The 25,361-nt window shown below is 59.0% G+C and carries 21 protein-coding genes; 16 read left to right on the forward strand and 5 right to left on the reverse strand.

All coding sequences use genetic code 11. The annotated features are described in order from the left end of the window. Positions 1–9 precede the first annotated feature (9 nt). The 12 genes from iscX (at position 10) to ACM6JQ_RS01935 (ending at position 11,750) form a co-directional block, all read left to right on the forward strand. Positions 10–210: a Fe-S cluster assembly protein IscX gene (gene iscX / locus ACM6JQ_RS01880; protein WP_047599296.1), complete on the forward strand. Its 201-nt coding sequence runs from the start codon at positions 10–12 to the stop codon at positions 208–210. Between the two features lie 87 nt (positions 211–297). After that, positions 298–723, forward strand: a complete 426-nt coding sequence (gene ndk / locus ACM6JQ_RS01885; protein WP_007916882.1) for a nucleoside-diphosphate kinase — start codon at positions 298–300, stop codon at positions 721–723. A 28-nt stretch (positions 724–751) separates the two neighbouring features. Then, positions 752–1,900, forward strand: coding sequence for a 23S rRNA (adenine(2503)-C(2))-methyltransferase RlmN (rlmN, locus tag ACM6JQ_RS01890; protein WP_007916881.1), 1,149 nt, complete (start codon positions 752–754; stop codon positions 1,898–1,900). Between the two features lie 12 nt (positions 1,901–1,912). Further along, positions 1,913–2,671, forward strand: coding sequence for a type IV pilus biogenesis/stability protein PilW (pilW, locus tag ACM6JQ_RS01895; RefSeq protein WP_007916880.1), 759 nt, complete (start codon positions 1,913–1,915; stop codon positions 2,669–2,671). Then, on the forward strand, positions 2,671–3,714 hold the full coding sequence (locus tag ACM6JQ_RS01900; RefSeq protein ID WP_007916871.1) for a helix-turn-helix domain-containing protein: 1,044 nt from the start codon (positions 2,671–2,673) through the stop codon (positions 3,712–3,714). Before pilW ends, ACM6JQ_RS01900 begins: the two co-directional genes overlap by 1 nt. A gap of 3 nt (positions 3,715–3,717) precedes the next feature. Further along, positions 3,718–4,827 carry a flavodoxin-dependent (E)-4-hydroxy-3-methylbut-2-enyl-diphosphate synthase gene (gene ispG, locus ACM6JQ_RS01905; protein ID WP_003227888.1) on the forward strand — a complete coding sequence of 370 codons (1,110 nt, stop codon included), beginning with the start codon at positions 3,718–3,720 and terminating at the stop codon, positions 4,825–4,827. A gap of 37 nt (positions 4,828–4,864) precedes the next feature. Beyond that, positions 4,865–6,154 (forward strand): histidine--tRNA ligase, encoded by a 1,290-nt coding sequence (gene hisS, locus ACM6JQ_RS01910; RefSeq protein ID WP_007916867.1) that lies wholly within the window; start codon positions 4,865–4,867, stop codon positions 6,152–6,154. Between the two features lie 41 nt (positions 6,155–6,195). Then, positions 6,196–6,837, forward strand: coding sequence for a YfgM family protein (locus tag ACM6JQ_RS01915; protein ID WP_095112383.1), 642 nt, complete (start codon positions 6,196–6,198; stop codon positions 6,835–6,837). Continuing rightward, positions 6,830–7,981, forward strand: coding sequence for an outer membrane protein assembly factor BamB (gene bamB / locus ACM6JQ_RS01920; RefSeq protein ID WP_038362973.1), 1,152 nt, complete (start codon positions 6,830–6,832; stop codon positions 7,979–7,981). Before ACM6JQ_RS01915 ends, bamB begins: the two co-directional genes overlap by 8 nt. A gap of 136 nt (positions 7,982–8,117) precedes the next feature. Continuing rightward, the gene (gene der / locus ACM6JQ_RS01925) at positions 8,118–9,587 is read left to right on the forward strand and encodes a ribosome biogenesis GTPase Der (RefSeq protein ID WP_007950048.1); all 1,470 of its coding nucleotides are present in this window, start codon (positions 8,118–8,120) and stop codon (positions 9,585–9,587) included. Positions 9,588–9,822: 235 nt separating this feature from the next. Then, entirely contained in the window at positions 9,823–10,971 is a 1,149-nt protein-coding gene (locus ACM6JQ_RS01930; RefSeq protein ID WP_095112382.1) for a pyridoxal phosphate-dependent aminotransferase, read from the forward strand. Beyond that, the gene (locus ACM6JQ_RS01935) at positions 10,959–11,750 is read left to right on the forward strand and encodes an amidohydrolase (protein ID WP_123376536.1); all 792 of its coding nucleotides are present in this window, start codon (positions 10,959–10,961) and stop codon (positions 11,748–11,750) included. Before ACM6JQ_RS01930 ends, ACM6JQ_RS01935 begins: the two co-directional genes overlap by 13 nt. Before the next feature lie 100 nt (positions 11,751–11,850). Here the strand turns inward: ACM6JQ_RS01935 and leuA are convergent, their stop codons facing one another. From leuA to ACM6JQ_RS01955, 4 genes are all read right to left on the reverse strand, one after another. Beyond that, positions 11,851–13,530 (reverse strand): 2-isopropylmalate synthase, encoded by a 1,680-nt coding sequence (gene leuA / locus ACM6JQ_RS01940; RefSeq protein ID WP_007916856.1) that lies wholly within the window; start codon positions 13,528–13,530, stop codon positions 11,851–11,853. A gap of 464 nt (positions 13,531–13,994) precedes the next feature. Further along, positions 13,995–14,816: a M23 family metallopeptidase gene (locus ACM6JQ_RS01945; protein ID WP_007916854.1), complete on the reverse strand. Its 822-nt coding sequence runs from the start codon at positions 14,814–14,816 to the stop codon at positions 13,995–13,997. Between the two features lie 3 nt (positions 14,817–14,819). Beyond that, positions 14,820–16,199, reverse strand: a complete 1,380-nt coding sequence (gene xseA, locus ACM6JQ_RS01950; protein ID WP_414893131.1) for an exodeoxyribonuclease VII large subunit — start codon at positions 16,197–16,199, stop codon at positions 14,820–14,822. A gap of 140 nt (positions 16,200–16,339) precedes the next feature. Then, positions 16,340–17,227, reverse strand: coding sequence for a LysR family transcriptional regulator (locus ACM6JQ_RS01955; RefSeq protein WP_414893132.1), 888 nt, complete (start codon positions 17,225–17,227; stop codon positions 16,340–16,342). A gap of 100 nt (positions 17,228–17,327) precedes the next feature. Between ACM6JQ_RS01955 and ACM6JQ_RS01960 the strand changes: the two genes are divergently transcribed. The 4 genes from ACM6JQ_RS01960 (at position 17,328) to guaA (ending at position 22,092) form a co-directional block, all read left to right on the forward strand. Then, the gene (locus ACM6JQ_RS01960) at positions 17,328–18,095 is read left to right on the forward strand and encodes a sulfite exporter TauE/SafE family protein (protein WP_007916850.1); all 768 of its coding nucleotides are present in this window, start codon (positions 17,328–17,330) and stop codon (positions 18,093–18,095) included. Between the two features lie 184 nt (positions 18,096–18,279). Then, positions 18,280–18,828, forward strand: coding sequence for a sugar ABC transporter ATPase (locus ACM6JQ_RS01965; protein WP_038363001.1), 549 nt, complete (start codon positions 18,280–18,282; stop codon positions 18,826–18,828). A 117-nt stretch (positions 18,829–18,945) separates the two neighbouring features. Next, positions 18,946–20,415, forward strand: coding sequence for an IMP dehydrogenase (gene guaB, locus ACM6JQ_RS01970; RefSeq protein ID WP_007916845.1), 1,470 nt, complete (start codon positions 18,946–18,948; stop codon positions 20,413–20,415). 99 nt (positions 20,416–20,514) lie between these two features. Beyond that, a complete protein-coding gene (gene guaA, locus ACM6JQ_RS01975; protein WP_007916833.1) occupies positions 20,515–22,092 on the forward strand; it encodes a glutamine-hydrolyzing GMP synthase in 1,578 nt (525 codons plus the stop codon). Between the two features lie 75 nt (positions 22,093–22,167). On the opposite strand, the gene ACM6JQ_RS01980 is transcribed toward guaA, so the two are convergent. Further along, entirely contained in the window at positions 22,168–25,305 is a 3,138-nt protein-coding gene (locus ACM6JQ_RS01980; RefSeq protein ID WP_414893133.1) for a membrane-targeted effector domain-containing toxin, read from the reverse strand. Positions 25,306–25,361 lie beyond the last annotated feature (56 nt).

A 25,361-nucleotide genomic window follows, 5' to 3' on the forward strand; every position in this document is an offset into this window, starting at 1 on the left:
AAGACTGTCATGAGCTACGGTTGGAATGATGTTCAACGTATTGCAGAAGAATTGGCTGAAGCCAAGCCGGGTGTGGATCCGTTTTCTGTCAATTTCGTCGATCTGCAGCAATGGATCAAAGAGCTGCCGGATTTTGACAACACCTCTGGCCGTGTCGGCGAGAAGGTGTTGGAAGCGGTTCAGACGCTCTGGGCCAAAGAATTGGACTGATCGTCTCGCAGGTTAGGCAATACCCAAGAACCCGCGTATAATTCGCGGGTTTAATTTTTCGCAAATTACCGTTTCTGGAGTTACACCATGGCTGTTCAACGCACTTTCTCCATCATCAAGCCTGACGCTGTTGCAAAAAACGTCATCGGCGAAATCACCACTCGTTTCGAAAAAGCCGGCCTGCGCGTTGTAGCTTCGAAACTGAAGCAACTGTCCAAAGCTGAAGCTGAAGGCTTCTACGCTGAGCACAGCGCTCGTGGTTTCTTCGGCGACCTGGTTGCTTTCATGATCTCCGGTCCTGTTGTTGTTCAGGTTCTGGAAGGCGAAAACGCTATCGCTCTGAACCGTGAGCTGATGGGCGCTACCAACCCTAAAGAAGCTGCTGCCGGCACCATCCGCGCTGATTTCGCTGATTCCATCGACGCCAACGCTGTTCACGGTTCGGACTCCGAAGCCGCAGCTGCTCGTGAAATCTCGTACTTCTTCGCAGCTACTGAAGTAACCACTCGCTAAGCATTGGCTTAAGAGTGAAGGTGAATCCATGACTACATCGACTGTAAAAACCAACCTGCTGGGTCTGACTCAACAGGAAATGGAAAAATTCTTCGACTCAATCGGGGAGAAGCGTTTCCGTGCCGGTCAGGTAATGAAATGGATTCACCACTTTGGTGTCGATGATTTCGACGCCATGACGAACGTCAGCAAGGCCTTGCGCGACAAGCTCAAGGTTATTGCTGAGGTCCGTGGTCCGGAAGTGGTCAGCGAGGACATCTCCAGCGACGGCACCCGTAAGTGGGTGGTGCGCGTGGCGTCCGGCAGCTGCGTCGAGACCGTGTACATTCCCCAGGGCAAACGCGGCACTCTGTGCGTTTCGTCCCAGGCAGGCTGTGCCCTGGATTGCAGTTTCTGCTCCACCGGCAAGCAAGGCTTCAATAGCAACCTCACCGCCGCCGAAGTCATCGGCCAGGTGTGGATTGCCAACAAATCTTTTGGCAGTGTCCCGGCAACCGTCGACCGTGCCATCACCAACGTGGTGATGATGGGCATGGGTGAGCCATTGCTGAACTTCGACAACGTCGTCGCCGCCATGCATCTGATGATGGATGACCTCGGCTACGGGATCTCCAAGCGCCGCGTGACCCTGTCCACGTCGGGTGTGGTGCCGATGATCGATGAGCTGGCCAAGCACATCGACGTGTCCCTGGCGTTGTCCCTGCACGCACCAAATGACGCATTGCGTAACCAATTGGTGCCGATCAACAAGAAATATCCGCTTAAGATGCTGCTCGAGTCGTGCCAGCGCTACATGTCGTCTCTGGGCGAGAAACGTGTGCTGACCATCGAGTACACCTTGCTCAAGGACATCAACGACAAGGTCGAGCACGCGGTGGAAATGATCGCGCTGCTGAAAGATATCCCGTGCAAGATCAACCTGATTCCGTTCAACCCGTTCCCGCATTCCGGGTACGAGCGGCCGAGCAACAACGCGATCCGTCGTTTCCAGGATCAGTTGCATCAGGCCGGTTTCAACGTCACTGTGCGCACCACCCGTGGTGAAGACATCGACGCTGCATGTGGTCAATTGGTAGGGCAGGTGCTGGATCGCACCCGTCGCAGCGAACGTTACATCGCCGTGCGTGAGTTGAGCGCCGACAGCGATCTGGCACAGAACGCCGCGAATACTAACTAAGAGAGGATCTCTATGTCCCTGCGCTTTGCGCTGCTGTTGCTGTTGGCCAGCCTGTGTGCTGGTTGTGTCCTTTCGGGTGACTACAACCCGATGAAGACCAGCAAGGGCCGCGATGAAGCGCGGGCTGCCTACGTGCAGCTGGGGCTGGGATACTTGCAGCAAGGCATGACTGAACGGGCCAAGGTGCCGCTGAAAAAGGCGCTGGAAATCGACGGCTCCGATCCGGATGCCAATGCGGCCCTCGGTTTGGTGTTTCAGTCCGAAATGGAACCTGAGCTGGCCGACGAACACTTCCGCAAGGCCTTGTCCTCCCGTCCCGCCGATGCGCGCATCCTCAACAACTACGGCAGTTTTCTCTACGAACAACAGCGTTATAAAGAAGCCTACGAGCGTTTTGAACAGGCTGCGGCCGATACCCTGTATCCTGAGCGTTCGCGTGTGTTCGAAAACCTCGGCATGACGGCCGCAAAGCTCGGTCAGCGTGATCTGGCGCAGCAGCAACTGGAAAAGGCGCTGCGTTTGAACCGCCAACAACCGCGTGCATTGCTGGAAATGGCTGAGTTGTCCTTCGAAGACAGGCATTATGTGCCCGCGCGTGACTATTACGACCGATTCAGCCTGCTGACCGAACAAAATGCACGTAGTCTATTGCTCGGCGTTCGGCTGGCAAAAGTGTTTGAAGATCGCGACAAGGCCGCCAGTTATGGCCTGCAATTAAAACGACTCTATCCCGGTACGCCGGAATATCAGCAATACCTGTCGGAGCAATGATGAAAGCGGCGCATCCCGAAGTTGTAGCAGCGAATCGCGTTAACCCCGGTGAGACCCTGCGCCAGGCCCGCGAAAGCAATGGCTGGTCGCTGGCCGAAGTGGCCCTCAAGCTCAACCTCACCGTGACTTCCCTGAGCAATCTTGAAGCCGGCGCTTTCGACAAGCTGCCGGGGCATACCTTCGCTCGCGGTTACATTCGCGCCTATGCCAAATTGCTCGGCATGGACCAGACCGTGCTGGTTCAGCAATTCGACCAGTCCACCGGCACCGACTCCCAGGGCAGCAACGTTCACGCCCTTGGTCGTATCGAGGAGCCTGTACGGGTTTCCCACACTATTTTGCGTATTGTCAGCCTGCTGTTGCTGATTGCGGTCATCGGCGGCGGTTTCGTCTGGTGGCAGGATCAGACGTCGCTGCGCACCAAGGACCTGACGTCCCTGGCGCCTGAGCACGTTGAAGTCGAGGGCGCTGACGGTACGACCCAGATTCACCCGATCGACGAGCCGGAAGATCAGGCTGTCGAGGAGAACCAGTCCGACAGCTCGACTGCACTGGCATTGCCTCAGTCTGAAACCACTGCTGAATCGACTGGCGCAGAAGCTGCTGCCCCGGCAACTGCTCCAGCGGCACCGGTTGCACCGGCTGTAACGCCGACCGCTCCGGTTCATACGCCAGCCCCGGTTGTCGCCAATCCGGCCACTCCTGCGCCAACCGTTCCAGCTACCCCAGCACCAACCGTTACCGCTCCAGTCGTTGCTGCTACACCGGCACCAGCCGCAGAAGCGGCCGCTCCGGTGGCCGGCGATGGTCAGGTACAACTGCAGTTCAGCGCCGATTGCTGGGCGCAAGTCACCGATGGCCGTGGCAAAGTACTGTTCAGTGGTCTGAAGCATAAAGGCGATAATGTGACCGTCAGCGGCAAGCCGCCGCTCGCCGTGCGTCTGGGCGTTGCCCGTGCTGCACAGGTCAGCTACAACGGCCAGCCGGTCGATATCGCTCCGTTCACCAGTGGCGAGACTGCTCGCCTGAAGTTGGGTCAATAAGTCATGCACGGCGAATCTCCAATCAAACGTCGCGTTTCGCGCAAGATCTGGGTCGGCAACGTACCGGTGGGCGGCGACGCGCCGATCGCGGTGCAGAGCATGACCAACAGCGACACCAATGACGTTGCCGCCACTGTTGCGCAAATCAATCGTCTGGAAGCCGCCGGCGTCGACATCGTTCGCGTTTCGGTACCGGACATGGACGCCGCCGAGGCGTTCGGCAAGATCAAACAACTGGTCAAGGTGCCGCTGGTTGCCGACATCCACTTCGACTACAAGATCGCTCTGCGCGTGGCCGAACTGGGCGTCGACTGCCTGCGTATCAACCCGGGCAACATCGGTCGCGAAGACCGTGTTCGTGCGGTGGTCGATGCAGCGCGTGATCGCGGCATCCCGATCCGTATCGGCGTCAACGCCGGTTCCCTGGAAAAAGACCTGCAAAAGAAATACGGCGAGCCTACCCCGGCTGCGCTGGTCGAATCTGCTTTGCGTCACGTTGAGCACCTCGAACGCCTGAATTTCCAGGACTTCAAGGTCAGCGTGAAAGCCTCCGACGTGTTCATGGCCGTCGAAGCCTACCGCTTGCTGGCGAAAGAAATCGTTCAACCGCTGCACCTGGGCATCACCGAAGCCGGTGGATTGCGTTCGGGTACAGTGAAATCCGCCGTGGGCCTAGGTATGCTGCTCGCCGAGGGGATTGGCGATACTATCCGCATCTCGCTGGCGGCCGACCCGGTCGAGGAAGTGAAGGTCGGTTACGACATTCTCAAGTCTTTGCATCTGCGTTCCCGTGGCATCAACTTCATCGCCTGCCCGAGCTGCTCGCGGCAGAACTTCGATGTGGTGAAAACCATGAACGAGCTGGAAGGGCGTCTTGAAGACCTGCTGGTGCCGCTGGATGTCGCGGTGATCGGTTGTGTGGTCAACGGCCCCGGCGAAGCCAAGGAAGCCCATATCGGCTTGACCGGCGGCACGCCAAACCTGATTTACATCGACGGCAAGCCGTCGCAGAAACTGACGAATGACAATCTGGTGGACGAGCTGGAAAAGCTGATCCGCCAGAAAGCGGCCGAAAAGGTCGAAGCTGACGCTGCGGTTATTGCGCGCGGCTGAGCCTGACTGAAGCGCCGAACGAATTTAAGGATTTAAAGTGAGCAAGTCTCTGCAAGCCATTCGTGGCATGAACGACATCCTGCCCGAACAGACCCCGCTGTGGCGTTATTTCGAGGGCACTGTTGCGCGTCTGCTGGATAACTACGGTTACAAGCAGATCCGCATGCCGATCGTCGAGTTCACCGAGCTGTTCAAGCGCTCGATCGGTGAAGTGACCGACATCGTCGAAAAAGAGATGTACACCTTCGAAGACCGCAACGGCGACTCTCTGACCTTGCGTCCGGAAGGCACCGCTGCATGCGTGCGTGCAGTGCTTGAGCACGGCATCACCGGCGGCGGCCAGGTGCAGAAACTCTGGTACATCGGCCCGATGTTCCGCCACGAGCGTCCGCAGAAAGGTCGTTATCGCCAGTTCCACCAGATCGGCCTGGAGGTATTCAACCTCGACGGTCCGGACATCGACGCCGAGCTGATCATCATGACCTGGCGCCTGTGGGGCGAGCTGGGTATTCGTGATGCGGTCAAACTCGAACTCAACAGTCTGGGCACCAGCGAGTCCCGTGGTCGCTATCGTGAAGCGCTGGTCGAGTACCTCTCGGCGCATCATGACAAGCTCGATGAAGACAGCCAGCGCCGCCTGAAAACCAACCCGCTGCGCGTGCTCGACACGAAAAATGCCGACACTCAAGCGGTGCTGGTCGATGCGCCGAAGATGGCCGACTACCTCGATGACGAATCCCGTACGCACTTCGAAGGTTTGAAAGCGCGTCTGGATGCTGTCGGCATTCCATATGTGCTCAACCCGAAGCTGGTGCGTGGCCTCGACTACTACAGCAAAACCGTTTTCGAATGGGTCACCGACAAGCTCGGCGCCCAGGGCACTGTCTGCGCTGGCGGCCGTTACGACGGGCTGGTCGAGCAGATGGGCGGCAAGCCGACCACCGGCGTTGGTTTCGCCATGGGCATCGAGCGTCTGGTGCTGATGCTGGAAACCCTGGAGCAGATCCCGGAAGAAATCTCCCGTCAGGTTGATGTCTATCTGTGTGCCTTCGGTGAAGAAGCCGAGCTGGCTGGTCTGGCTCTGGCTGAACGTGTTCGCGATCAACTTCCAAACCTGCGTCTGCAAGTCAATGCCGGCGCTGGCAGCTTCAAAAGCCAATTCAAGAAGGCCGACAAGAGCGGTGCGCTGTACGCACTGATCCTCGGTGACGACGAAATGGCCCAGCAAGTGGTAGGTTTCAAACCCCTGCGTGGCCAGGGCGAACAACAAAGCATTGCCTGGGATGCGCTCGCCGCTCACCTGGCCACCTGCGTCGTGCAGGGTTGAAGCTGTCCAAACAGCCGATTTAGCGATTAAGGAGTATTGGGGTGTCGAGTACCGAAGACGAACAGTTGGCGGATTTGAAGGACTGGTGGACACGCAACGGCAAACCTCTGGTCACCGGCGGCCTGTTGGCGCTGGTCATCGTGTTCGGCTGGCAGGCTTATCACAAGTATCAGAGCAACCAGTCGCAAGGCGCCTCGGTGCTCTATCAGCAACTGCTGGAAACCACGCTGACGCCTGACGGCAAGCCTGATGCCGCCCGCGTTGCGGACCTGGCCGGTAAGCTCAACAGCGAATTCGGCGGTTCTGCCTACGCGCAGTACGGCAGCCTGTTCGTCGCCAAAGTGGCGGTCGACAGCGGCAAGCTGGATGACGCCGCGACCGAACTGAAAGCCATCGTCGACAAACCGGCCAACCCGGCGCTGGGCGAAATCGCCCGTCAGCGTCTGGCGCAGGTACTCGGCGCGCAAAACAAGGCTGACGATGCCCTGAAACTGCTCGACGGCGATGCCGACCAAGCGTTCCTGGCCACTCGCGAAGAACTCAAGGGCGACCTGCTGGTACAGCTGGGCCGTACCGATGACGCGAACAAGGCGTATCAAAAAGCCAAGGCGGCACTGTCGGATGAAGCGGCGGTCGGTGGCCTTCAAATCAAGCTCGACGACCTGGCCAAAGGGGATGCGTGACGTGATCCGTTGGAAGCATGCAGCATTGCTGGCTCTGGCCCTTCTGGCCGCGGGTTGCAGCAGCAACAGCAAAAAAGAATTGCCACCGGCTGAACTGACCGACTTCAAAGAAGAAGTGGTCCTGCACAAGCAGTGGAGTCGTTCGATCGGTGACGGTCAGGGCGAAACCTACAACATGCTGGTGCCGGCGATCGACGGTGACACCATCTACGCCGCGGATGTAACTGGCGTGGTGATGGCCATGGATCGCGGCAATGGCGATGTGAAATGGAAGCAGGATCTTGAGCTGCCTGTCTCCGGCGCTGTCGGTGTCGGCTACGGTCTGGTTCTGATCGGTACGCTGCGCGGCGAAGTCGTTGCTCTGGACACCAGCAACGGTGAAGAGAAGTGGCGTGCTCGCGTCAACAGCGAGGTTCTCGCGCCGCCGGCCAACAACGGCGACGTAGTAGTGGTGCAGACTCAGGACGATCGTCTGATCGGTCTGGATGCATCGACCGGTACTCAGCGCTGGGTGTATGACAGCACGCCGGCCGTACTGACCCTGCGTGGTACCAGTGCTCCGCTGGTCACCAACCGCCTCGCGGTGGCTGGCCTGTCGACCGGTAAAGTGGTCGCTCTGGACATTTCCAACGGCGTGCCGGTCTGGGAACAACGCATTGCGATTCCACAAGGTCGTTCGGAGCTGGAGCGCGTAGTCGACATCGACGGCGGTCTGCTGCTGTCCGGCGGTACGCTATACGTTGCCAGCTACCAGGGTCGCGTGGCGGCACTGGACCTGGAAAGCGGTCGTCAACTCTGGCAGCGCGATGCGTCGAGCTACGCCGGTATCGCTCAGGGTTTCGGCAGCGTTTACGTGAGCCTGTCCTCGGGCACCGTTGAAGGCGTCGACGAACGTTCGACCACAGCATTGTGGAGCAACGATTCGCTGGCCCGCCGTCAACTGTCGGCTCCGGAAGTGTTCTCCAGCTATGTTGCAGTGGGTGACCTGGAAGGTTATCTGCACCTGCTGAGTCAGGTTGACGGTCGTTTCGTCGGCCGCGAGCGCATCGACAGCGACGGCCTGCGTGCCCGTCCGCTGGTGGTGGGTGACACGATTTATGTATATGGCAACAGCGGCAAACTGGAAGCCCTGACCATCAAGTAACAACTATGCTTGGGGTTAAACCCCCAGGCGGCCCCGGATTCATGGGGCTTGCAGCGCTAACAGGCGTTGCCCCGAGCACCAGCCGCTGCCTCGCAGCGGCTTTTGTATTTTCTGAAATAACGAAGTGGAGAGCCGCATGGTTCCCGTAATCGCCCTGGTGGGCCGACCGAACGTCGGCAAGTCCACCTTGTTCAACCGCCTGACCAGGACTCGTGACGCCATCGTCGGCGACTTGTCCGGTCTGACCCGTGATCGCCAGTACGGTGAGGCCAAGTGGCAAGGGCGTTCCTACATTCTGGTCGACACCGGCGGTATCTCCGGTGACGAGCACGGTATGGACGAAAAAATGGCCGAGCAGTCGCTGCTGGCCATTGAAGAAGCAGACGTTGTGCTGTTCCTGGTAGATGCCAAGGCCGGCTTCACCGCCGCCGACCAGATGATCGCCGAACACCTGCGCAAACGTAACAAGCGCTCCTACGTGGTTGCCAACAAGGTCGACAACATCGACCCGGAAATGGCCCGCGCTGAATTCGCTCCGCTGGGTATGGGCCACGCGATCCCGATCGCCGGTGCTCACGGCCGTGGCATCACCCAGATGCTGGAAATCGCCCTGGGTGATTTCCCGAGAGACGAAGAAGAGCCGGAAGAAGGCGAAGAAGAGATCGTTGCCGAAGGCGAGGAAGCCAAGCGCATTCCTGGCCCAAGCGAAAAAGACGGGATCAAGATCGCCATCATCGGTCGTCCGAACGTCGGCAAGTCGACCTTGGTCAACCGCATGCTCGGTGAAGACCGGGTTATCGTTTATGACCAGCCCGGCACCACGCGTGACAGTATCTACATTCCGTTCGAGCGCAATGAAGAGAAGTACACGCTGATCGACACCGCTGGTGTGCGCAAGCGCGGCAAGATCCACGAAGAAGTCGAAAAATTCTCCGTGGTCAAAACCCTGCAAGCGATCAAAGACGCCAACGTAGTGATCTTCGTGATGGACGCCCGCGAAGGTGTGGTCGATCACGACCTCAACCTGCTCGGTTTTGCCATCGAATCGGGTCGCGCGCTGGTGATCGCGATCAACAAGTGGGACGGCATGACGCCGAGCGAGCGCGACTATGTGAAGGTCGAGCTGCAGCGTCGTCTGTTCTTCGTTGATTACGCAGACATCCACTTCATCTCGGCCCTGCACGGCACTGGCGTGGGCAACCTCTACGCTTCGGTGCAGAACTCGTTCAAGTCGGCGGTCACCCGCTGGCCGACCAACCGTCTGACCCAGATTCTCGAAGACGCGGTTGGCGAGCACGCGCCGCCGATGGTCAACAACCGCCGGATCAAGCTGCGTTACGCTCACTTGGGTGGTGCGAACCCGCCGATCATCGTGATCCACGGTAACCAGATCGAGAAAGTGCCGAAGTCGTACGTGCGTTATCTCGAGAACACCTACCGTCGTGTGCTGAAGCTGGTCGGTACGCCGATCCGCATCGAGTTCAAGGGCGGCGAGAACCCGTACGAAGGCAACAAGACCACGCTGACCGACCGCCAGGTCAACAAGAAGCGTCGTTTGATGTCGCACCACAAGAAAGCTGACAAGAAGCGCCGCGACAAGAAATAAGGTCGCTGGCTGTTGATCGTTCCCATGCTCCGCGTGGGAATGTATTCCGTGACGCTCTGCGTCACATAAGCGGCGGACGCAGAGCGTCCAAGGCTGCATTCCCACGCAGAGCGTGGGAACGATCAATGTGAGAGAAGGGTGCCATCCGGCGCCCTTTTTTTATGGGCGCCGGATGGGCTATCCTCGGGCTCTCCCGCGCCGTCGTCAGAGCCGGGTGTTGAGCAGGGAACCCCCGATGATCACCAGTAAGCTGCCGAATGTCGGCATCACGATTTTCACGCAGATGTCTCAGCTCGCCGCGCAAACCGGCGCGATCAACCTGTCCCAGGGTTTTCCTGATTTTGACGGCCCGCAGGCGTTGCGTGATGCGGTCGGTAGACACATTGCCAGTGGCCACAACCAGTATTCGCCGATGACTGGCCTGCCGGCACTGCGCGAACAGATTGCAGCGAAAATCGCTCGCAGCTATGGCGTGCAGGTCAATGCTGACAGTGAAGTGACGGTGACGCCGGGCGCGACCCAGGCGATCTTCTGTGCGATTCAGGCGGTTATCCACAGCGGCGACGAAGTCATCGTGTTCGATCCGTGCTACGACAGCTACGAGCCGGCCACAGAGTTGGCGGGCGGTCGTTGCGTGCATGTGCAGCTGAACCCGGACGACTTCTCCATCGATTTCGACAAACTCGCAGCGGCCCTGAGCCCGCGCACGAAAATGATCGTCATCAACACCCCGCACAACCCGAGCGGCGCATTGATCAGCCGTGCCGAGCTGGATCAACTGGCGGCATTGATCCGTGGTCGCGACATTTATCTGATCAGCGACGAAGTCTACGAACACCTGGTATTTGACGGCGTACCGCATGTTAGCGTGCTCGCCCATGAAGAGTTGTATCAACGCGCCTTCGTGGTCAGTTCGTTCGGCAAGACCTACCACGTTACTGGCTGGAAAACCGGTTACGTCGTCGCGCCGCCAGCGCTGACGGCCGAGCTGCGCAAGGTGCACCAGTACGTCAGTTTCTGCGGCGTTACGCCGTTGCAATACGCGCTAGCCGATTACATGGCTGAACACCCGGAGCACGTCGAAGAGTTGCCGGGCTTCTACCAGGCCAAGCGCGACCTGTTCTGCGATCTGCTGGCGCCGTCGCGCTTCAGTTTTACCCGAGTCACCGGCACCTATTTTCAACTGGTCGATTATTCGCAGATTCGCCCCGACCTGAACGACGTCGAGATGGCGATGTGGATGACCCGCGAGCACGGCGTGGCGAGTATTCCGGTGTCGGTCTTCTATCAGAATCCACCCGAAGGCCAGCGCCTGGTGCGTCTGTGCTTCGCCAAACGCGAGGAGACGCTGCGAGAAGCGGCGGCGAAACTATGCGTGATCTGAGTGCGTTACCCGATCTCAACCTGGCGCTGATCCAGACCAGCCTGGCCTGGCATGACCGCCAGGCCAACCTCGAGCATTTCGAGCTGTTGCTGGAGCAGGCGCGCGGGGCGGATCTGATCATCCTGCCGGAAATGTTCACCACCGGATTCTCCATGGAATCCGAAACCCTCGCGGAAGCCGAGAACGGCCCGACCAGCAAATGGCTGCGGGTTCAGGCGGCGAAGCTTAATGCAGTCATTACCGGCAGCGTGATCATTCAGGCCGCCGATGGCAGTCATCGCAACCGCCTGCTGTGGGCGCGGCCGGACGGTGAAGTGCTGCATTACGACAAACGTCACCTGTTCCGCATGGCCGGCGAGCACAACCATTACACCCCTGGCGAACGTCAGGTGCAGTTCGAACTCAAGGGCTGGCGTATCCGTCCGCTGATTTGTTACGACCTGCGCTTTCCGGTGTGGAGCCGCGATGCGCAGGACACCGATCTATTGCTGTACACCGCCAACTGGCCGGGTGCGCGACGGTTGCACTGGAACCGACTGTTGCCTGCTCGGGCGATCGAGAACCTCTGCTATGTGGCGGCGGTGAACCGCGTTGGCACCGACGGCAAGGGCTTCGCGTATACCGGAGACAGTCAGGTGCTGGATTTCCAGGGGGAAACCTTGCTGGCGGCGGGGGAGGCGGATGGTGTGTTCAAGGTGGTTTTGGAAGCGGCGCCACTGGCGGCGTATCGCGAGCGCTTTCCGGCGAATCTGGATGCTGACACGTTCGAGTTCACCTGAGGCAGCCGATCGTTCCCACGCGGAGCATGGGAACGAGCGCATCAGGCAAAAAAAGGCCCCGGAGTTCGCACTCCGGGGCCTTTTACATTTCAGCGGTCGATTACGCTGCTTTCGCCTCAGGCTGGCTCAGCGAGCGGTTCAACGCGCTGAACAGCGCCTTGAAGCTCGCGGTGGTGATGTTTTCATCGATACCCACGCCGTGCACTGCACGTTCGCCGTTCACACGCAGTTCGATGTACGCCGCTGCCTTGGCGTTGGTGCCCGCGCCGATGGCGTGCTCGTTGTAGTCCATGATCTCCACCGGAATCGGCAGGCCGGCGACCAGTGCTTCCAGTGCACCGTTGCCTTTGCCGCGCCAGTGCAGGTTGGTTTCGCCCTGACCTTTGCTGGCCACTTCCACTTCGACGGCGCTGTTGCCGTTTTCTTCCTGCAGGCGATGGCTGACCAGCGCGTAAGGGGTGTTGGCTTGCAGGTATTCGCTGATCAACAGCGAGTGGATCTGCTTGGCGGTCATCTCCAGACCGAGACGGTCGGTTTCACGCTGCACGACCTGGCTGAATTCGATCTGCATGCGACGTGGCAGGCTGATGCCGTATTCCTGCTCCAGCAAGTAGGCGATGCCGCCCTTGCCCGATTGGCTGTTGACGCGAATCACCGCCTCGTAGCTGCGACCGATATCGGCCGGGTCGATCGGCAAGTACGGGACTTCCCAAAGCGCGTCTGGTTTCTGCTGGGAGAAGCCCTTGCGGATTGCATCCTGGTGCGAGCCGGAGAACGCGGTGTGCACCAGGTCGCCAACGTACGGGTGACGCGGGTGAACCTGAATCTGGTTGCACTCCTCGACCACTTTGCGCACGCCGTCGATGTCGGAGAAGTCCAGCTGCGGGTCGAGACCCTGGGTGTACATGTTCAGTGCGACGGTGACGAGGTCGACGTTACCGGTACGCTCGCCGTTGCCGAACAGGCAGCCTTCGACGCGATCGGCGCCGGCCATCAGGCCCAGTTCGGTAGCTGCAACGCCAGTGCCACGGTCGTTGTGGGTGTGCAGGCTGATGATCACGCTGTCACGACGGTTGATGTTGCGGCCGAACCACTCGATCTGGTCGGCGTAGACATTCGGCGTTGCGCACTCAACGGTGGCGGGCAGGTTGAGGATCATCTTGTGCTCAGGCGTCGGGTTCCACACCTCGATCACCGCGTCACAGACTTCCTTGGCGAATTCCAGCTCGGTGGCGCTGAAAGTTTCCGGCGAGTATTCGAAAGTCCATTCGGTGTCCGGCTGCATCGCCGCGTATTTGACGAACAGCTTGGCCGCGTTCACGGCGATGGCCTTGATGCCGTCCTTGTCCTGGTTGAAGACGATGCGACGGAAAGAAGGCGAAGTGGCGTTGTACAGGTGAACGATGGCTTTCTTCGCGCCGCGCAGCGATTCGAAAGTGCGCTCGATCAAGTCTTCACGGCCCTGGGTCAGCACCTGAATGGTGGTGTCGTCCGGGATGTGGCCTTCTTCGATCAGGGTACGCACGAAGTCGAAGTCGGTTTGCGAAGCGGCCGGGAACGACGCTTCGATTTCCTTCACGCCGACTTGCACGAGGGTTTTCCAGAAGCGCAGCTTCTTCACCGCGTCCATCGGTTCGATCAGCGACTGGTTGCCGTCGCGCAGGTCGGAGCTGCACCAGATCGGCGCGGTGTCGATGGTTTTCGACGGCCAGGTGCGATCCGGCAGGTTGATGACAGGAAACGCGCGGTATTTCGAAGACGGATCTTTGAGCATGCTCATCGGGAAATTCCTTATTGTCTGGGCCGAAAAGAGGCGGCCTGCCGGTGTTACGAATGTTCTGGGAAAAGCGTGGGACGAGACGCAGCGATTCAGCCTGGCAGTCGTGCGCTGACAAGGCACAGGCTGCGGTGCTGGCGAAGCTGAATGAGGGTGTGAGAGGTTTTCATGCCTTCAACCCTAACCGCGAGGGGAGAGGATGGCAAGCAGTCGGAAAAAATTGAGAGGAATACTCGGAAAGAGAGTTTTGGCGGGATTTTATTGCGCTGGAGATCGCTGATCGTTGTGATATTTGCGCGAGGTTTGATTGGGGCGCAATCGGGGGTGATGGGGTCTCAGGGGTGTTTGAATACAGCTTAAGCCGCCATCGCGAGCAGGCTCACTCCTACAGTTGATCGTGTTCACAACACCAGTCCAATGTAGGAGTGAGCCTGCTCGCGATGAGGCCTTAAGCTTCGCTCTATTTTTTAAGGTTGAAACGCACCAATGAAAATTGCCGGATCCACCCGCGCATCATTCAGGCTGACATTCCAGTGCATGTGCGGCCCGGTCGCGCGGCCGGTCATGCCAACTTTGCCGACCACAGCGCCCCGCGCCAATTGATCGCCAACCTTCACATCAATCTTCGACATGTGGCAGAACATGCTGATAAAGCCTTGCCCATGGTCGACAAACACTGTGTTGCCGTTGAAGAAGTAATTGCCGGTGAGGATCACCTTGCCCGCCGCCGGGGTCTTGATCGGCGTGCCCGCCGGCACCGCGAAGTCGAGGCCGGCATGCGGATTGCGCTCTTCACCATTGAAGAAACGACGCACGCCAAACTTGCTCGACAGCGGCCCGTTGACCGGTTTGTCCAGCAACAGATTGCTCGGCGTGTTCGGGCTGAAGCTGCGGTAGGCCTTGATCTGCTCGGCCAGTTCACCTTCGATACGCTTGAGGTTCGACTGGTCCGGATTGACTTGCTGCTTGTTCTTCAGGGTGATGCGCTGTTCCGGGTATTTCTTGTTGCCCACGGTGAACGGCAGATTGCGCCCGCCGCTGCTGATCTGTTGCGCGCCCGGCTTCACAGTCAACGGCACGCCGACAATCGCCAGCCAGTTGTTCTGCTCTTTCACCACCAGCACCGGTTTGCCTTGATACGTGGCTTTCGGTGCCTGCGCGGCTGAGCCGAGATCAACCACTGCCACGCCACCCGGCACCGGTTTGTTCAGCAGCCGGGTGATGTAACTGTCAGCGTGGGCATTGAAAGTCAGGCAGAGCAGAAACAGTGGAGCGAGAAAACGCGACATTGATCAGTCCAGTAAAGAGAGGGTGACAGGCGTCAGGTGATTGTCCTCGACGCGCACTTGCAGTTCGCCTTCGCCAAGTTTGGCTTTGAGACGCTGGCCGGTGTGGGTTTGCGCGGCGTTGCGGATCGCCTGGCCGCGCTCATCCAGCAGAATGCTGTAACCACGCCCGAGCGTTGCCAGCGGGCTGACCACATGCAGCGTCTGCATTTGGCTGTGCAGTTGCAGGCGACGGTTTTTCAGGCCTTCGCGCATGGCCCGGGGCAGACGTTCGGCGAGGCTGTCGAGGCGCTGACGCAACATCGCCAGTTGCCGTCCCGGATGTTGCCCGGCGAGGCGAGTTTCCAGGCGGATCAAGCGTTCACGGCGAGTGTTGAGATGACGCTCGAAAGCGCGGCGCATGCGCATGTCCAGATCATCCAGACGCTGAGCCTGCTGGCGCAGACGTTCGCCGGGATGACGCAAGCGACGGGCCATACCTTCCAGGCGCAGGCGATCACGCATCAAGCGATCGCGCATACGCATCACCAAGCGGCGATGCAGGCTTTCGACCTGACGGATCAAGTGACTGGAATCGGGCGCGAGCAACTCAGCGGCGGCGGACGGCGTCGGTGCGCGCACGTCAGCGACAAAGTCACTGATCGACACATCGGTTTCGTGACCGACGGCGCTGACAATTGGCGTCAGGCAGGCATCGACGGCGCGGGCCACGGCTTCTTCGTTGAAGCACCAGAGGTCCTCCAACGAGCCGCCGCCACGGGCGAGGATCAGTGCGTCGAAACCACGGGCATCGGCCATTTTCAGCGCGCGGACGATTTGCGCGGTGGCTTCGCGGCCCTGTACGGCAGTCGGAATCAGCGTCAGTTGCACCTGCGGCGCACGCCGGCGGAATACGCTGATGATGTCGCGAATCACCGCGCCGGTGGGTGAACTGATGATACCGATGCGCTGCGGATGCGCGGGCAGCGGCACTTTGCGTTCGGCACTGAACAGGCCTTCGGCGCTGAGCTTTTCTTTCAAGGCATCGAAGGCCAGACGTAGCGCACCGTCACCGGCAGGTTCGACGGTGTCGAGGATCAGTTGATAGTCGCCACGGCCTTCAAACAACGAAACCTTGCCACGCACCTTCACCGCCAGGCCGTCCTTCAACGCCTGACGCACTCGCGCGGCGTTCTGCCGGAACAGCGCGCAACGCACCTGCGCGCCGCTGTCCTTGAGGGTGAAGTAGATGTGACCGGACGCCGGGCGGGCGAGGTTGGAAATTTCGCCTTCGACCCAGATGTTGCTGAACACGTCTTCGAGCAACACCCGCGCGCGGCCGTTGAGTTGGCTGACGGTCAGGACTTCACGGTCCAGGCCAAGTCTTGCAAAGGGATCTTTAATCATGGGGCGCAGTTTAAAGGCATTTGCTGATCAATCTCCATGAATCACCACAAATCCCCTGTAGGAGTGAGCCTGCTCGCGATAGCGGTATGTCAGGCAATAAGGAGGTGATGGACAGATTGCTATCGCGAGCAGGCTCACTCCTACAAGGGATTGGTGAAAGTCTGGAGGAAGTGTTGGATCAGCGGGGTGGGATCCTGTCGATAGGCGAGGGCGACGGTGCTGTGGCAGTCGGGATCGGTCAGCGGCAGAAATCGTACGCCGCTCGGGGCGATGTCCTGCATCGATTCCGGCAGCAGGGCGATGCCGAAACCGGCCTGGATCAACTGCAATTGCGTGGTCTTGCGCGACATCACCCGCGCCGCTTTCGGGAAGAAACCCTGACGCATACACAGGTCGGCACACAGGTAACTCAAGCCGCCGCGTTGCGGGTGCGGGATCGAGATGAACGCTTCGTCCTTCAGTTGTGCCAAATCGACACGTTCAGCGTCGGCCAATCGATGATCCCTCGGTACCGCCAGCAGCAACCGTTCAGTAAACAGCGGAACAATCTGAATACCTTCGCGCTGGCGCAACACGGGCAGGCGCAGCAGGCCGATATCGAGGCGTCCTTCGGCCAACTCTTCCAGTTGCGCCTCGGAAGACAACTTGCCGATATCCAGTGACACGCCAGGCTGTTGCTGCAGATACGCACCGATTTCACCGAGCAAACGTCCGCTGATCGACACGGTGCTGGAGTGGCTGAGGCGCAATGTGCCGAGCTGACCGTTACCGACTTCAGTGGCCATGGCACTGGCCTTGCTCAACTCATTGAGCAGATTTCTGGCGCGCGGCAAAAACGCCTCGCCTGCCGCTGTCAGGCGAGGCTGGCGCGCGGTTCGTTCGAACAGTGGTGTTTGCAGCCGCGTCTCCATGTCCTTGATCTGCCGGCTCAGCGCCGATTGCGCAACAAACAACCGTTCGGCTGCCGAACTGAAGCTGCCGCACTCAGCGATTTCGACGAAGTAACGCAGTTGACGGGTTGAAAGCATCAGGCATGCCTTTTTGAGATGGGTGAGCGACTTTTAAGATATTAGTCGCAACCCTCGGCGCTGGCTAAAGTCATCTCAGGCTTATTAAGGAAGCAGATCAATGAGCGTGGCCGGGTTGTTGAGTGAGTGGACATGGGGCACCGGCGGCTGGGCGGTGATCGGGCTGGGGATCGCCCTGGCCTATATCGTGTTCGGCATTGCCGGGTTTGGCACGGCGCTGGTGGCGGGGCCGATTCTGATTCTGTTCATGCCGTTGTCGAAAATCGTGCCGTTGCTGGTGCTGCTGGATTTTGTTGCGGCGTTCGGCAATCTGCTGCCGTCGCGGCGGGATGTGGCCAAACCCGAGTTGCTGCGGCTGCTGCCGTGTATGGCAGTCGGTTGCACGCTGGGGGTGATTTTTCTGCTCAACCTCAAATCCGATGTATTGCTGTTGTTGATGGGGTTGTTTATCAGCGCCTATGCGATTTACAGCTTGTGGGTGAAGGCGCGGCCAACGCAATTGTCGGCGGCATGGGCGGTGCCGATGGGGACGGTGGGCGGGTTGTTTGGGGCGCTGTTTGGCAGTGGCGGGTTTCTTTATGCGATCTATCTGAATAGTCGGCTGCCGAAGGATGCGGCGCGGGCCACGCAAAGTGCGTTGATCAGTTGCAGCACGGTGGTGCGTTTGAGCCTGTTTGCTATCGCCGGTGTATATGCCGAGCTACCCTTGTTGATGCTGGCGCTGTGTCTGTTGCCGGCCATGGCGCTGGGGTTGTGGATCGGGCGGCGATTGACCATGCGCCTATCGCGCGAGGCGTTTGTGCGATTGGTGACGTGGCTGGTGCTGGCGAGCGGGCTCGCATTGATCGGACGCTACCTCAGCACTTGACCGGATTTCGTCAGGGATTAAGCTGCCGGCCGCACTGACGCCATCGCGGGCAAGCCCGCTCCCACAGGTTTCTCTGGTGTACACAACATTTGTGACCGAACGAGATCCCTGTGGGAGCGGGCTTGCCCGCGATGGCGGCGGAGTGAGCACCGCAGAATTTCCATTTGACGTCGCAGGCTGCACCATGAATTCGCAAAGCATCATCGTCCCGAAAATCTCCACCCTGCCGGTCCACGAACCCCGGGCCCGGGCGATCGTGCGCTGGCTGGTGCGCAAGAACATCATCAAGGAAGAGCTGACCACCTGTGGCCGCACCGGTAACCGCATGGCTTACGCGATTGCCGATGGCGCCCGTGCTGTGGTCCTGCACCCGCAAGCCTTGCCATTCGGTGAGCCGATCAACGGGCTGGAGATCGTCACCAAGCGCTGCATCTACACGCCGGCCAAGGGCTTCCTCGAAGAAGCTGGTTGCGCCGAGTGCCGTCGTGAAGTCGGCGAAGCACTGTTCGAAAGCCTTGAAGACTGGTTCCCGGGCCGCACCGACAACTTCACGTGCCCGGAATGCGGGCACGAAGATGACATCAACGGTTTTCTGTTTTTGCAGGAATGCGCGTTCTCCAACCTTGGTTTCATCTTCAATAACTGGCTGGAGGCGGGCTTCAAGCAAAGCTTTATCGATGAGTTCGCCGATTGGCTCGATCAACCTGTCTCTTGGGTCAAGGTGGAGCTGTAGGGGCGGGGATTTCCCGTACATCAGCAACATTGATATTAAGCTGAGTTTTACATTGAACAGCAGGGGGTGTCTGACTATAATGGCGCGCTTCCATTTTCCCGCTCGGGAGCCCCCGCGATGCTGCGTATCAGCCAAGAAGCTCTGACATTCGACGACATTCTCTTAGTGCCTGGTTATTCCGAGGTACTTCCTAACGAAGTCAGTCTCAAGACCCGCCTTACCCGTGGCATCGAGCTGAACATTCCTCTGGTTTCTGCTGCAATGGACACCGTCACTGAAGCCCGTCTGGCAATCGCCATGGCTCAGGAAGGTGGCATCGGCATTATCCACAAGAACATGACCATCGAGCAGCAAGCTGCCGAAGTGCGTAAGGTCAAGAAGTTCGAAGCCGGCGTCGTCAAGGATCCGATCACCATCGAGGCTGATGCCACGGTTCGTGATCTGTTCGAATTGACCCGCATGCACAACATTTCCGGCGTTCCGGTTCTGCACGATGGCGACCTGGTCGGCATCGTCACTTCCCGTGACGTACGTTTCGAAAGCCGTCTGGAAGCCACCGTCCGTGAAGTGATGACGCCCAAAGAGCGTCTGGTCACGATCAAGGAAGGCGCGAGCAAGGACGAAGCACGCGAACTGCTGCACAAGCACCGCATCGAGCGCGTGCTGATCGTCGACGACAAATTCGCCCTCAAAGGCATGATGACCGTCAACGATATCGAAAAAGCCAAAGCCTACCCGCTGGCCAGCAAGGACGATCAAGGTCGTCTGCGCGTGGGCGCTGCTGTCGGTACCGGTAAAGACACCGGTGACCGCGTCGCAGCCCTGGTCAACGCTGGTGTGGACGTCGTGGTAGTCGATACCGCACACGGTCACTCCAAAGGCGTGATCGACCGTGTTCGCTGGGTCAAAGAGAACTTCCCTGAAGTGCAGGTGATCGGCGGCAACATCGCCACCGGCGCCGCTGCCAAGGCTCTGGCCGAAGCAGGCGCTGACGCAGTCAAGGTCGGTATCGGCCCTGGCTCGATCTGCACCACCCGTATCGTCGCCGGTGTCGGCGTCCCGCAAATCAGTGCTATCGCCAACGTTGCCGCTGCCCTTGAAGGCACTGGCGTTCCGTTGATCGCCGACGGCGGCATCCGTTTCTCCGGTGACCTGTCCAAGGCCATCGTAGCCGGTGCTTCCTGCGTGATGATGGGCTCGATGTTCGCCGGTACTGAAGAAGCGCCGGGCGAGATCGAACTGTTCCAGGGCCGTTCGTACAAGGCGTATCGCGGCATGGGTTCGCTGGGCGCCATGTCCCAGGCTCAAGGCTCCTCCGACCGTTACTTCCAGGACTCCTCGGCAGGCGCCGAGAAACTCGTTCCGGAAGGCATCGAAGGCCGTGTTCCTTACAAAGGCACCCTGAGCGCGATCATTCACCAGTTGATGGGCGGTCTGCGTTCCTCGATGGGTTACACCGGCAGCGCCAACATCGAAGAAATGCGCACCAAGCCTGAATTCGTGCGGATCACCGGCGCTGGCATGGCCGAATCCCACGTTCACGACGTGCAGATCACCAAAGAAGCGCCAAACTACCGCGTAGGTTGAGCCTTCAAGCAATAAAGTAAGCAACCGGGGCTGTTTGATTCAGCCCCGAGTTGTTTCTGAATCACGACTGTTTCTGAACGACTTAAACGAGACTGAATCATGGCCCTCGATATTCACGCTCACCGCATCCTGATCCTCGACTTCGGTTCGCAATACACCCAACTGATTGCCCGCCGCGTGCGTGAAATCGGTGTGTACTGCGAACTGCACCCGTTCGACATGGACGAAGATGCGATCCGCGAATTCGCTCCTAAAGGCGTCATCCTCGCCGGCGGCCCCGAGTCCGTGCACGTCGCCGACAGCCCGCGTTGCCCACAGGCCGTGTTTGACCTGGGCGTACCGGTTTTCGGTATCTGCTACGGCATGCAGACCATGGCCGAGCAACTGGGCGGCAAGGTTGAAGGTTCCGAACTGCGTGAGTTCGGTTACGCCCGCGTTGATGTGGTTGGCAAGAGCCGCCTGCTCGACGGCATCGAAGACCACATCGACGCTGACGGCCTGTTCGGCCTCGACGTGTGGATGAGCCACGGTGACAAGGTCACCCGGATGCCGGAAGACTTCCACATCCTCGCCAGCACCCCAAGCTGCCCGATCGCCGGTATGTTCAACGACGACCGTGGCTACTACGGTGTGCAGTTCCACCCGGAAGTGACCCACACCAAACAGGGCGGTCGTATCCTGTCGCGTTTCGTCCTCGACATCTGCGGCTGTGAAGCCCTGTGGACGCCGTCGAAGATCGCTGAAGACGCCATCGCCAACATCCGCGCACAAGTCGGCACCGACAACGTGCTGCTGGGTCTGTCCGGCGGCGTTGACTCCTCGGTTGTTGCTGCGCTGCTGCACAAAGCCATCGGCGACCAACTGACCTGCGTCTTCGTCGACAACGGCCTGCTGCGTCTGCACGAAGGCGAGCAAGTGATGGCCATGTTCGCCGAGAACATGGGCGTCAAAGTGATCCGCGCCAACGCTGAAGAGCAGTTCCTCAACAACCTGGCCGGCGAAGCCGACCCGGAGAAGAAGCGCAAAATCATCGGTCGCACCTTCATCGACGTCTTTGATGCCCAGTCGAACAAACTGGAAAACATCAAGTACCTCGCTCAGGGCACCATCTACCCGGACGTGATCGAGTCGGCTGGCGCGAAAAGCGGCAAGGCCCACGTGATCAAGTCGCACCACAATGTGGGCGGCCTGCCGGAAGAGATGAACCTGAAACTGGTCGAGCCACTGCGCGAACTGTTCAAGGACGAAGTCCGTCGTCTGGGTCTGGAACTGGGCCTGCCGTACGACATGGTCTACCGTCACCCGTTCCCGGGCCCGGGCCTGGGCGTGCGCATCCTCGGTGAAGTGAAGAAGGAATACGCCGACCTGCTGCGTCGTGCCGACCACATCTTCATCGAAGAACTGCGCAAAGCCGACTGGTACCACAAAGTCAGCCAGGCGTTCGTGGTGTTCCAGCCAGTGAAATCGGTTGGCGTTGTTGGCGATGGCCGTCGTTACGCTTGGGTGGTTGCCCTGCGTGCCGTGGAAACCATCGACTTCATGACCGCGCGTTGGGCTCACCTGCCTTACGAACTGCTGGAAACCGTCTCCGGCCGCATCATCAATGAAATCGAAGGCATCTCCCGCGTCACTTACGACGTGTCGAGCAAGCCGCCGGCGACCATTGAGTGGGAGTGATCCCGCTGCAGGTTGATTAACGAAAAACCCTTGGCCTGAAGCCAAGGGTTTTTTCGTTTCATGCCCTGAAAACAGTCAGCTGGGTAAGCGACTTTGCAGGGTCAAGCCGATCTCTATCAAGCGCTGGGATAACGCGCCGAGGTCACGGAACATGATGCCGCTGATCCGCGGCATCGTCTGTGCCCAGATGTAAACCTGACCGTCCCTTCTGCGATTCACCATTGTTCGAACAATATTGCTGGCACTGTCGCGACGCACGAGTGTGTATGCATTCTGCGTTTTTTCGAACATGAACATGCCGTTGCGATTCAGCAGTGTGTTCACTGTTGCCTCAGTCCATTGCGGTACAGGTGCTGCGATCTGCAAGCGCAGATCAGCGTATAAGACGTCGGAGGAGTTGCGCGTCGTTGCCCCGTTATCAAACGGACCTCGAGCGACTTCCAGTCCCGGGTCGACTCTGATGTCAGCCACTTCGGTGGACGCCACTTCTTCGATCCGTAAACCGATGCCGCCTCTGAGTTCGCTGATGCCTGGCAGATTTCTGAAGGTATTGGTGTTCGTTGCGTCGACCAGGGCAACCCATTTCCCTGGTTTGTTGAGGAGATCGTCACCCCACATGATTTGATTGGCGAGCCGGGCGTGGATCATCTGCTCTTCGATCGAAGTCAGCGGTACCTTCAACTTGTAACTGTGCGCGACTTCAAGCCCATGGGGCCGGATGCCATTGGCCTGAGCAGCCTTGATCAGTTCAAGGATGTTGAATCGTTCATCAGGGTCGGTACCCAGGCTGGACAAGTAGCCTCGAAGATCCTCTGACATCTCTCCCGAGCGGTAAAAGTCATTGAGATCTTCCTGGGCAAAATCACTCAGCAAACCACGTACGTATAGTGTGCGGATATGCCGTGAAAACGTCGGCATGTTTTCGATCATGAAACGCATACTGGCGATGCGATCAAGTGTTTCGCCGACGACCAGCCCATCGGTATTGGCAAAGATGCGATCAATCAACTCAGCGGCCTGCATCTCGGCGTCGATTTGCGGGATGACTGGTCGTGCGGGCAGGTTGGTCCAGTTCAGTTCTGAGTAATACTCTTTGGCCTCGTTTAGCATGGACGTGCGTCTGTCGCGGAAATAGGCTGCATACGTATCGGTAGTTGATGATTTACCCTGGTTTGCACTGGCAAGCTCGACGGAAGTCTCGGGCAAGTTCATTGCCCATCTTTTCATTTTCGCCAAGTCCATTCCGATGATGTCGTTGAGAGGAGTAACCAGGCGCAACGGCCGCGCAACCGGTGAAACCGGTTCGACGAGGGGAAGCTCCGCGGACGGCGTGGCCGGATCCGGGGCCGAGGACGAGGTCAGGTCAGTGTCCAGGAAACACGCCTTGCCCACGCATTGGCCTCCTCCCCTGAGACGCAGCGCGGGTATGCGTTCCCACTTGCCGCTACTACCGAAGCGTACGGGTAACGAGTACGCGAATTGATTGGGGCGTTCGGGATTGACAATGGCCCAGTTGCCACTGTCTTCAGAGTCGGCAAAGTAGCGCACGTAGTACGCGGCACCCTCCATTTCGATGGCATGGCCCGGCTCCTTGTCCAGGCGGTAAATACCCTCATATTTGCCTGGCGCTGCCTCTACAGAACGCTGTGCCAGTAACTCGTTGCATCGATATTTGGCAGGAATCTTTGGAAAAGACGAACCCTGGCGCGCAGCAGCCGTGGCCAACTGCTGGCTGGATGCGAGGGTCGTCTCGATGGGGATTTCGTTTGCCAGCTCAACGGCCGCCTCTGGATCAACCGCCGTGACTGGCGGTAGATCCCGAGGCGGCAAGAATGGTGGTTCAGGCGAAGTGAGCTCGATCAACCCGCGCATTTCTTCAGCTTCAGCAAACTCCACCTGTGGGCCCACTTCAAGTTGTGGGCCAGTGCTGATCAGAAACGGAATGTTGAACACAATGTCGATCGCGTTGAGCACTGCGCCGGTGACACCGGCTTTGCGTTCGGTTGGCGTAGTGCCGTTGACGGCCTGATCGATGTTCAAGCCCAAGTTCGCGATGCTCGCGCCAATCAAAGGCAACGCCACAGGCCAGCCCACAGCGGCCATCGGGCCGAACACTTTCAGACCGGCACTCAAATAACCGATCCACAGTTTTTTGCGCAGGGCACTGTTGGATGTGAGTGCCAAATGTGCCTCGGCAACCATGCTCGTGCGTGTCGACTCGCTCAACCAAGTGAATGCGTCACCGCTGATCGCGACGTTGCTGCGATTGATCATTCGGTGATCGCTGTGGCCCCAGGTGCTCACCAGACGGTTCATCAGGTCGGTGAGGTTTTCGGTCATGTGATTGCGCTCAGCCAGCGGGAAATGCTTGAGAAAGGCCGTGCGCTTGTCCTCTGAATTCATCTGCTCAAGCATCCACCAGTGCAGATCCGTTTCATTGTCCATCAAGAGGAATGACTGGGCTTCGCCTGGCAAGTAAAGGGTCTGCCTGCCACTGTCTTCCACCAGACGCAGCGCATTGGAGGCTAGCTGGCCATCGAGATCCAGCGCCCGCACTTCAGCACCGACCGGGTGCAACGCTTGCAGCATTTGCAAGGTAACGGGCCAGGTGACGGGCCCGATAACCGAGGCGACGACGCGCTGAAAATCAGTCCCGTCAAGGTCACCCTGTTGCAGCGCCTGCACCGCCAGGCTGAGAAAGTTGCACTTTGCCAAGGCGCGGAAGTTATCCGACGAGGTTTGCCAGAATGTCGTCAGTTGACCTGTGTAACGCGCGCTGAAATCGACATCCCAGAACGCTTTCAGCACATCGCTGCCAAGCAGCCGTACTTCATTGCTCTGATTGAAGTTTTCCGCCTCCGGGCCATCCGAATAGAAGCCGCAGTAAAGGCCAAGCAGGTCTGCGTTGTCTTGATCAGTCGCACGAAAGCGATGGATCACCAACTGCGTGAGGGTGAGCGTTTCGTAAGGCTTTTCGAGCAAATGCTCCCAACCCGTGAAGGTCAGCGCGCTGCTCTGCGCCGTTTTGAAACGGTGGAAGTAAACCCGGTCGGAATCCAGGCCGGACAGGCCTTTGTCCGCCAGGAGTTCGTTGGCGACTTGCCGGGCTGCGTCGAGCAGACTCGGGCAAGTCTGCACGATCGTCGTGGCAATCGCTTTGAGGGCAGTTTTGTCCGCTGCGTTTGGCAGGAGACGTCGTTCGGGGGAGGTCATGCGTTCTTCATCCTTGAGAAACAAAGACCGAGCATGACCGATTCGCTCAAGGGGAG

Origin of the sequence: Pseudomonas sp. IT-232MI5 (assembly GCF_949767845.1) — a bacterium.
In the GTDB taxonomy this organism is placed as follows: domain Bacteria; phylum Pseudomonadota; class Gammaproteobacteria; order Pseudomonadales; family Pseudomonadaceae; genus Aquipseudomonas.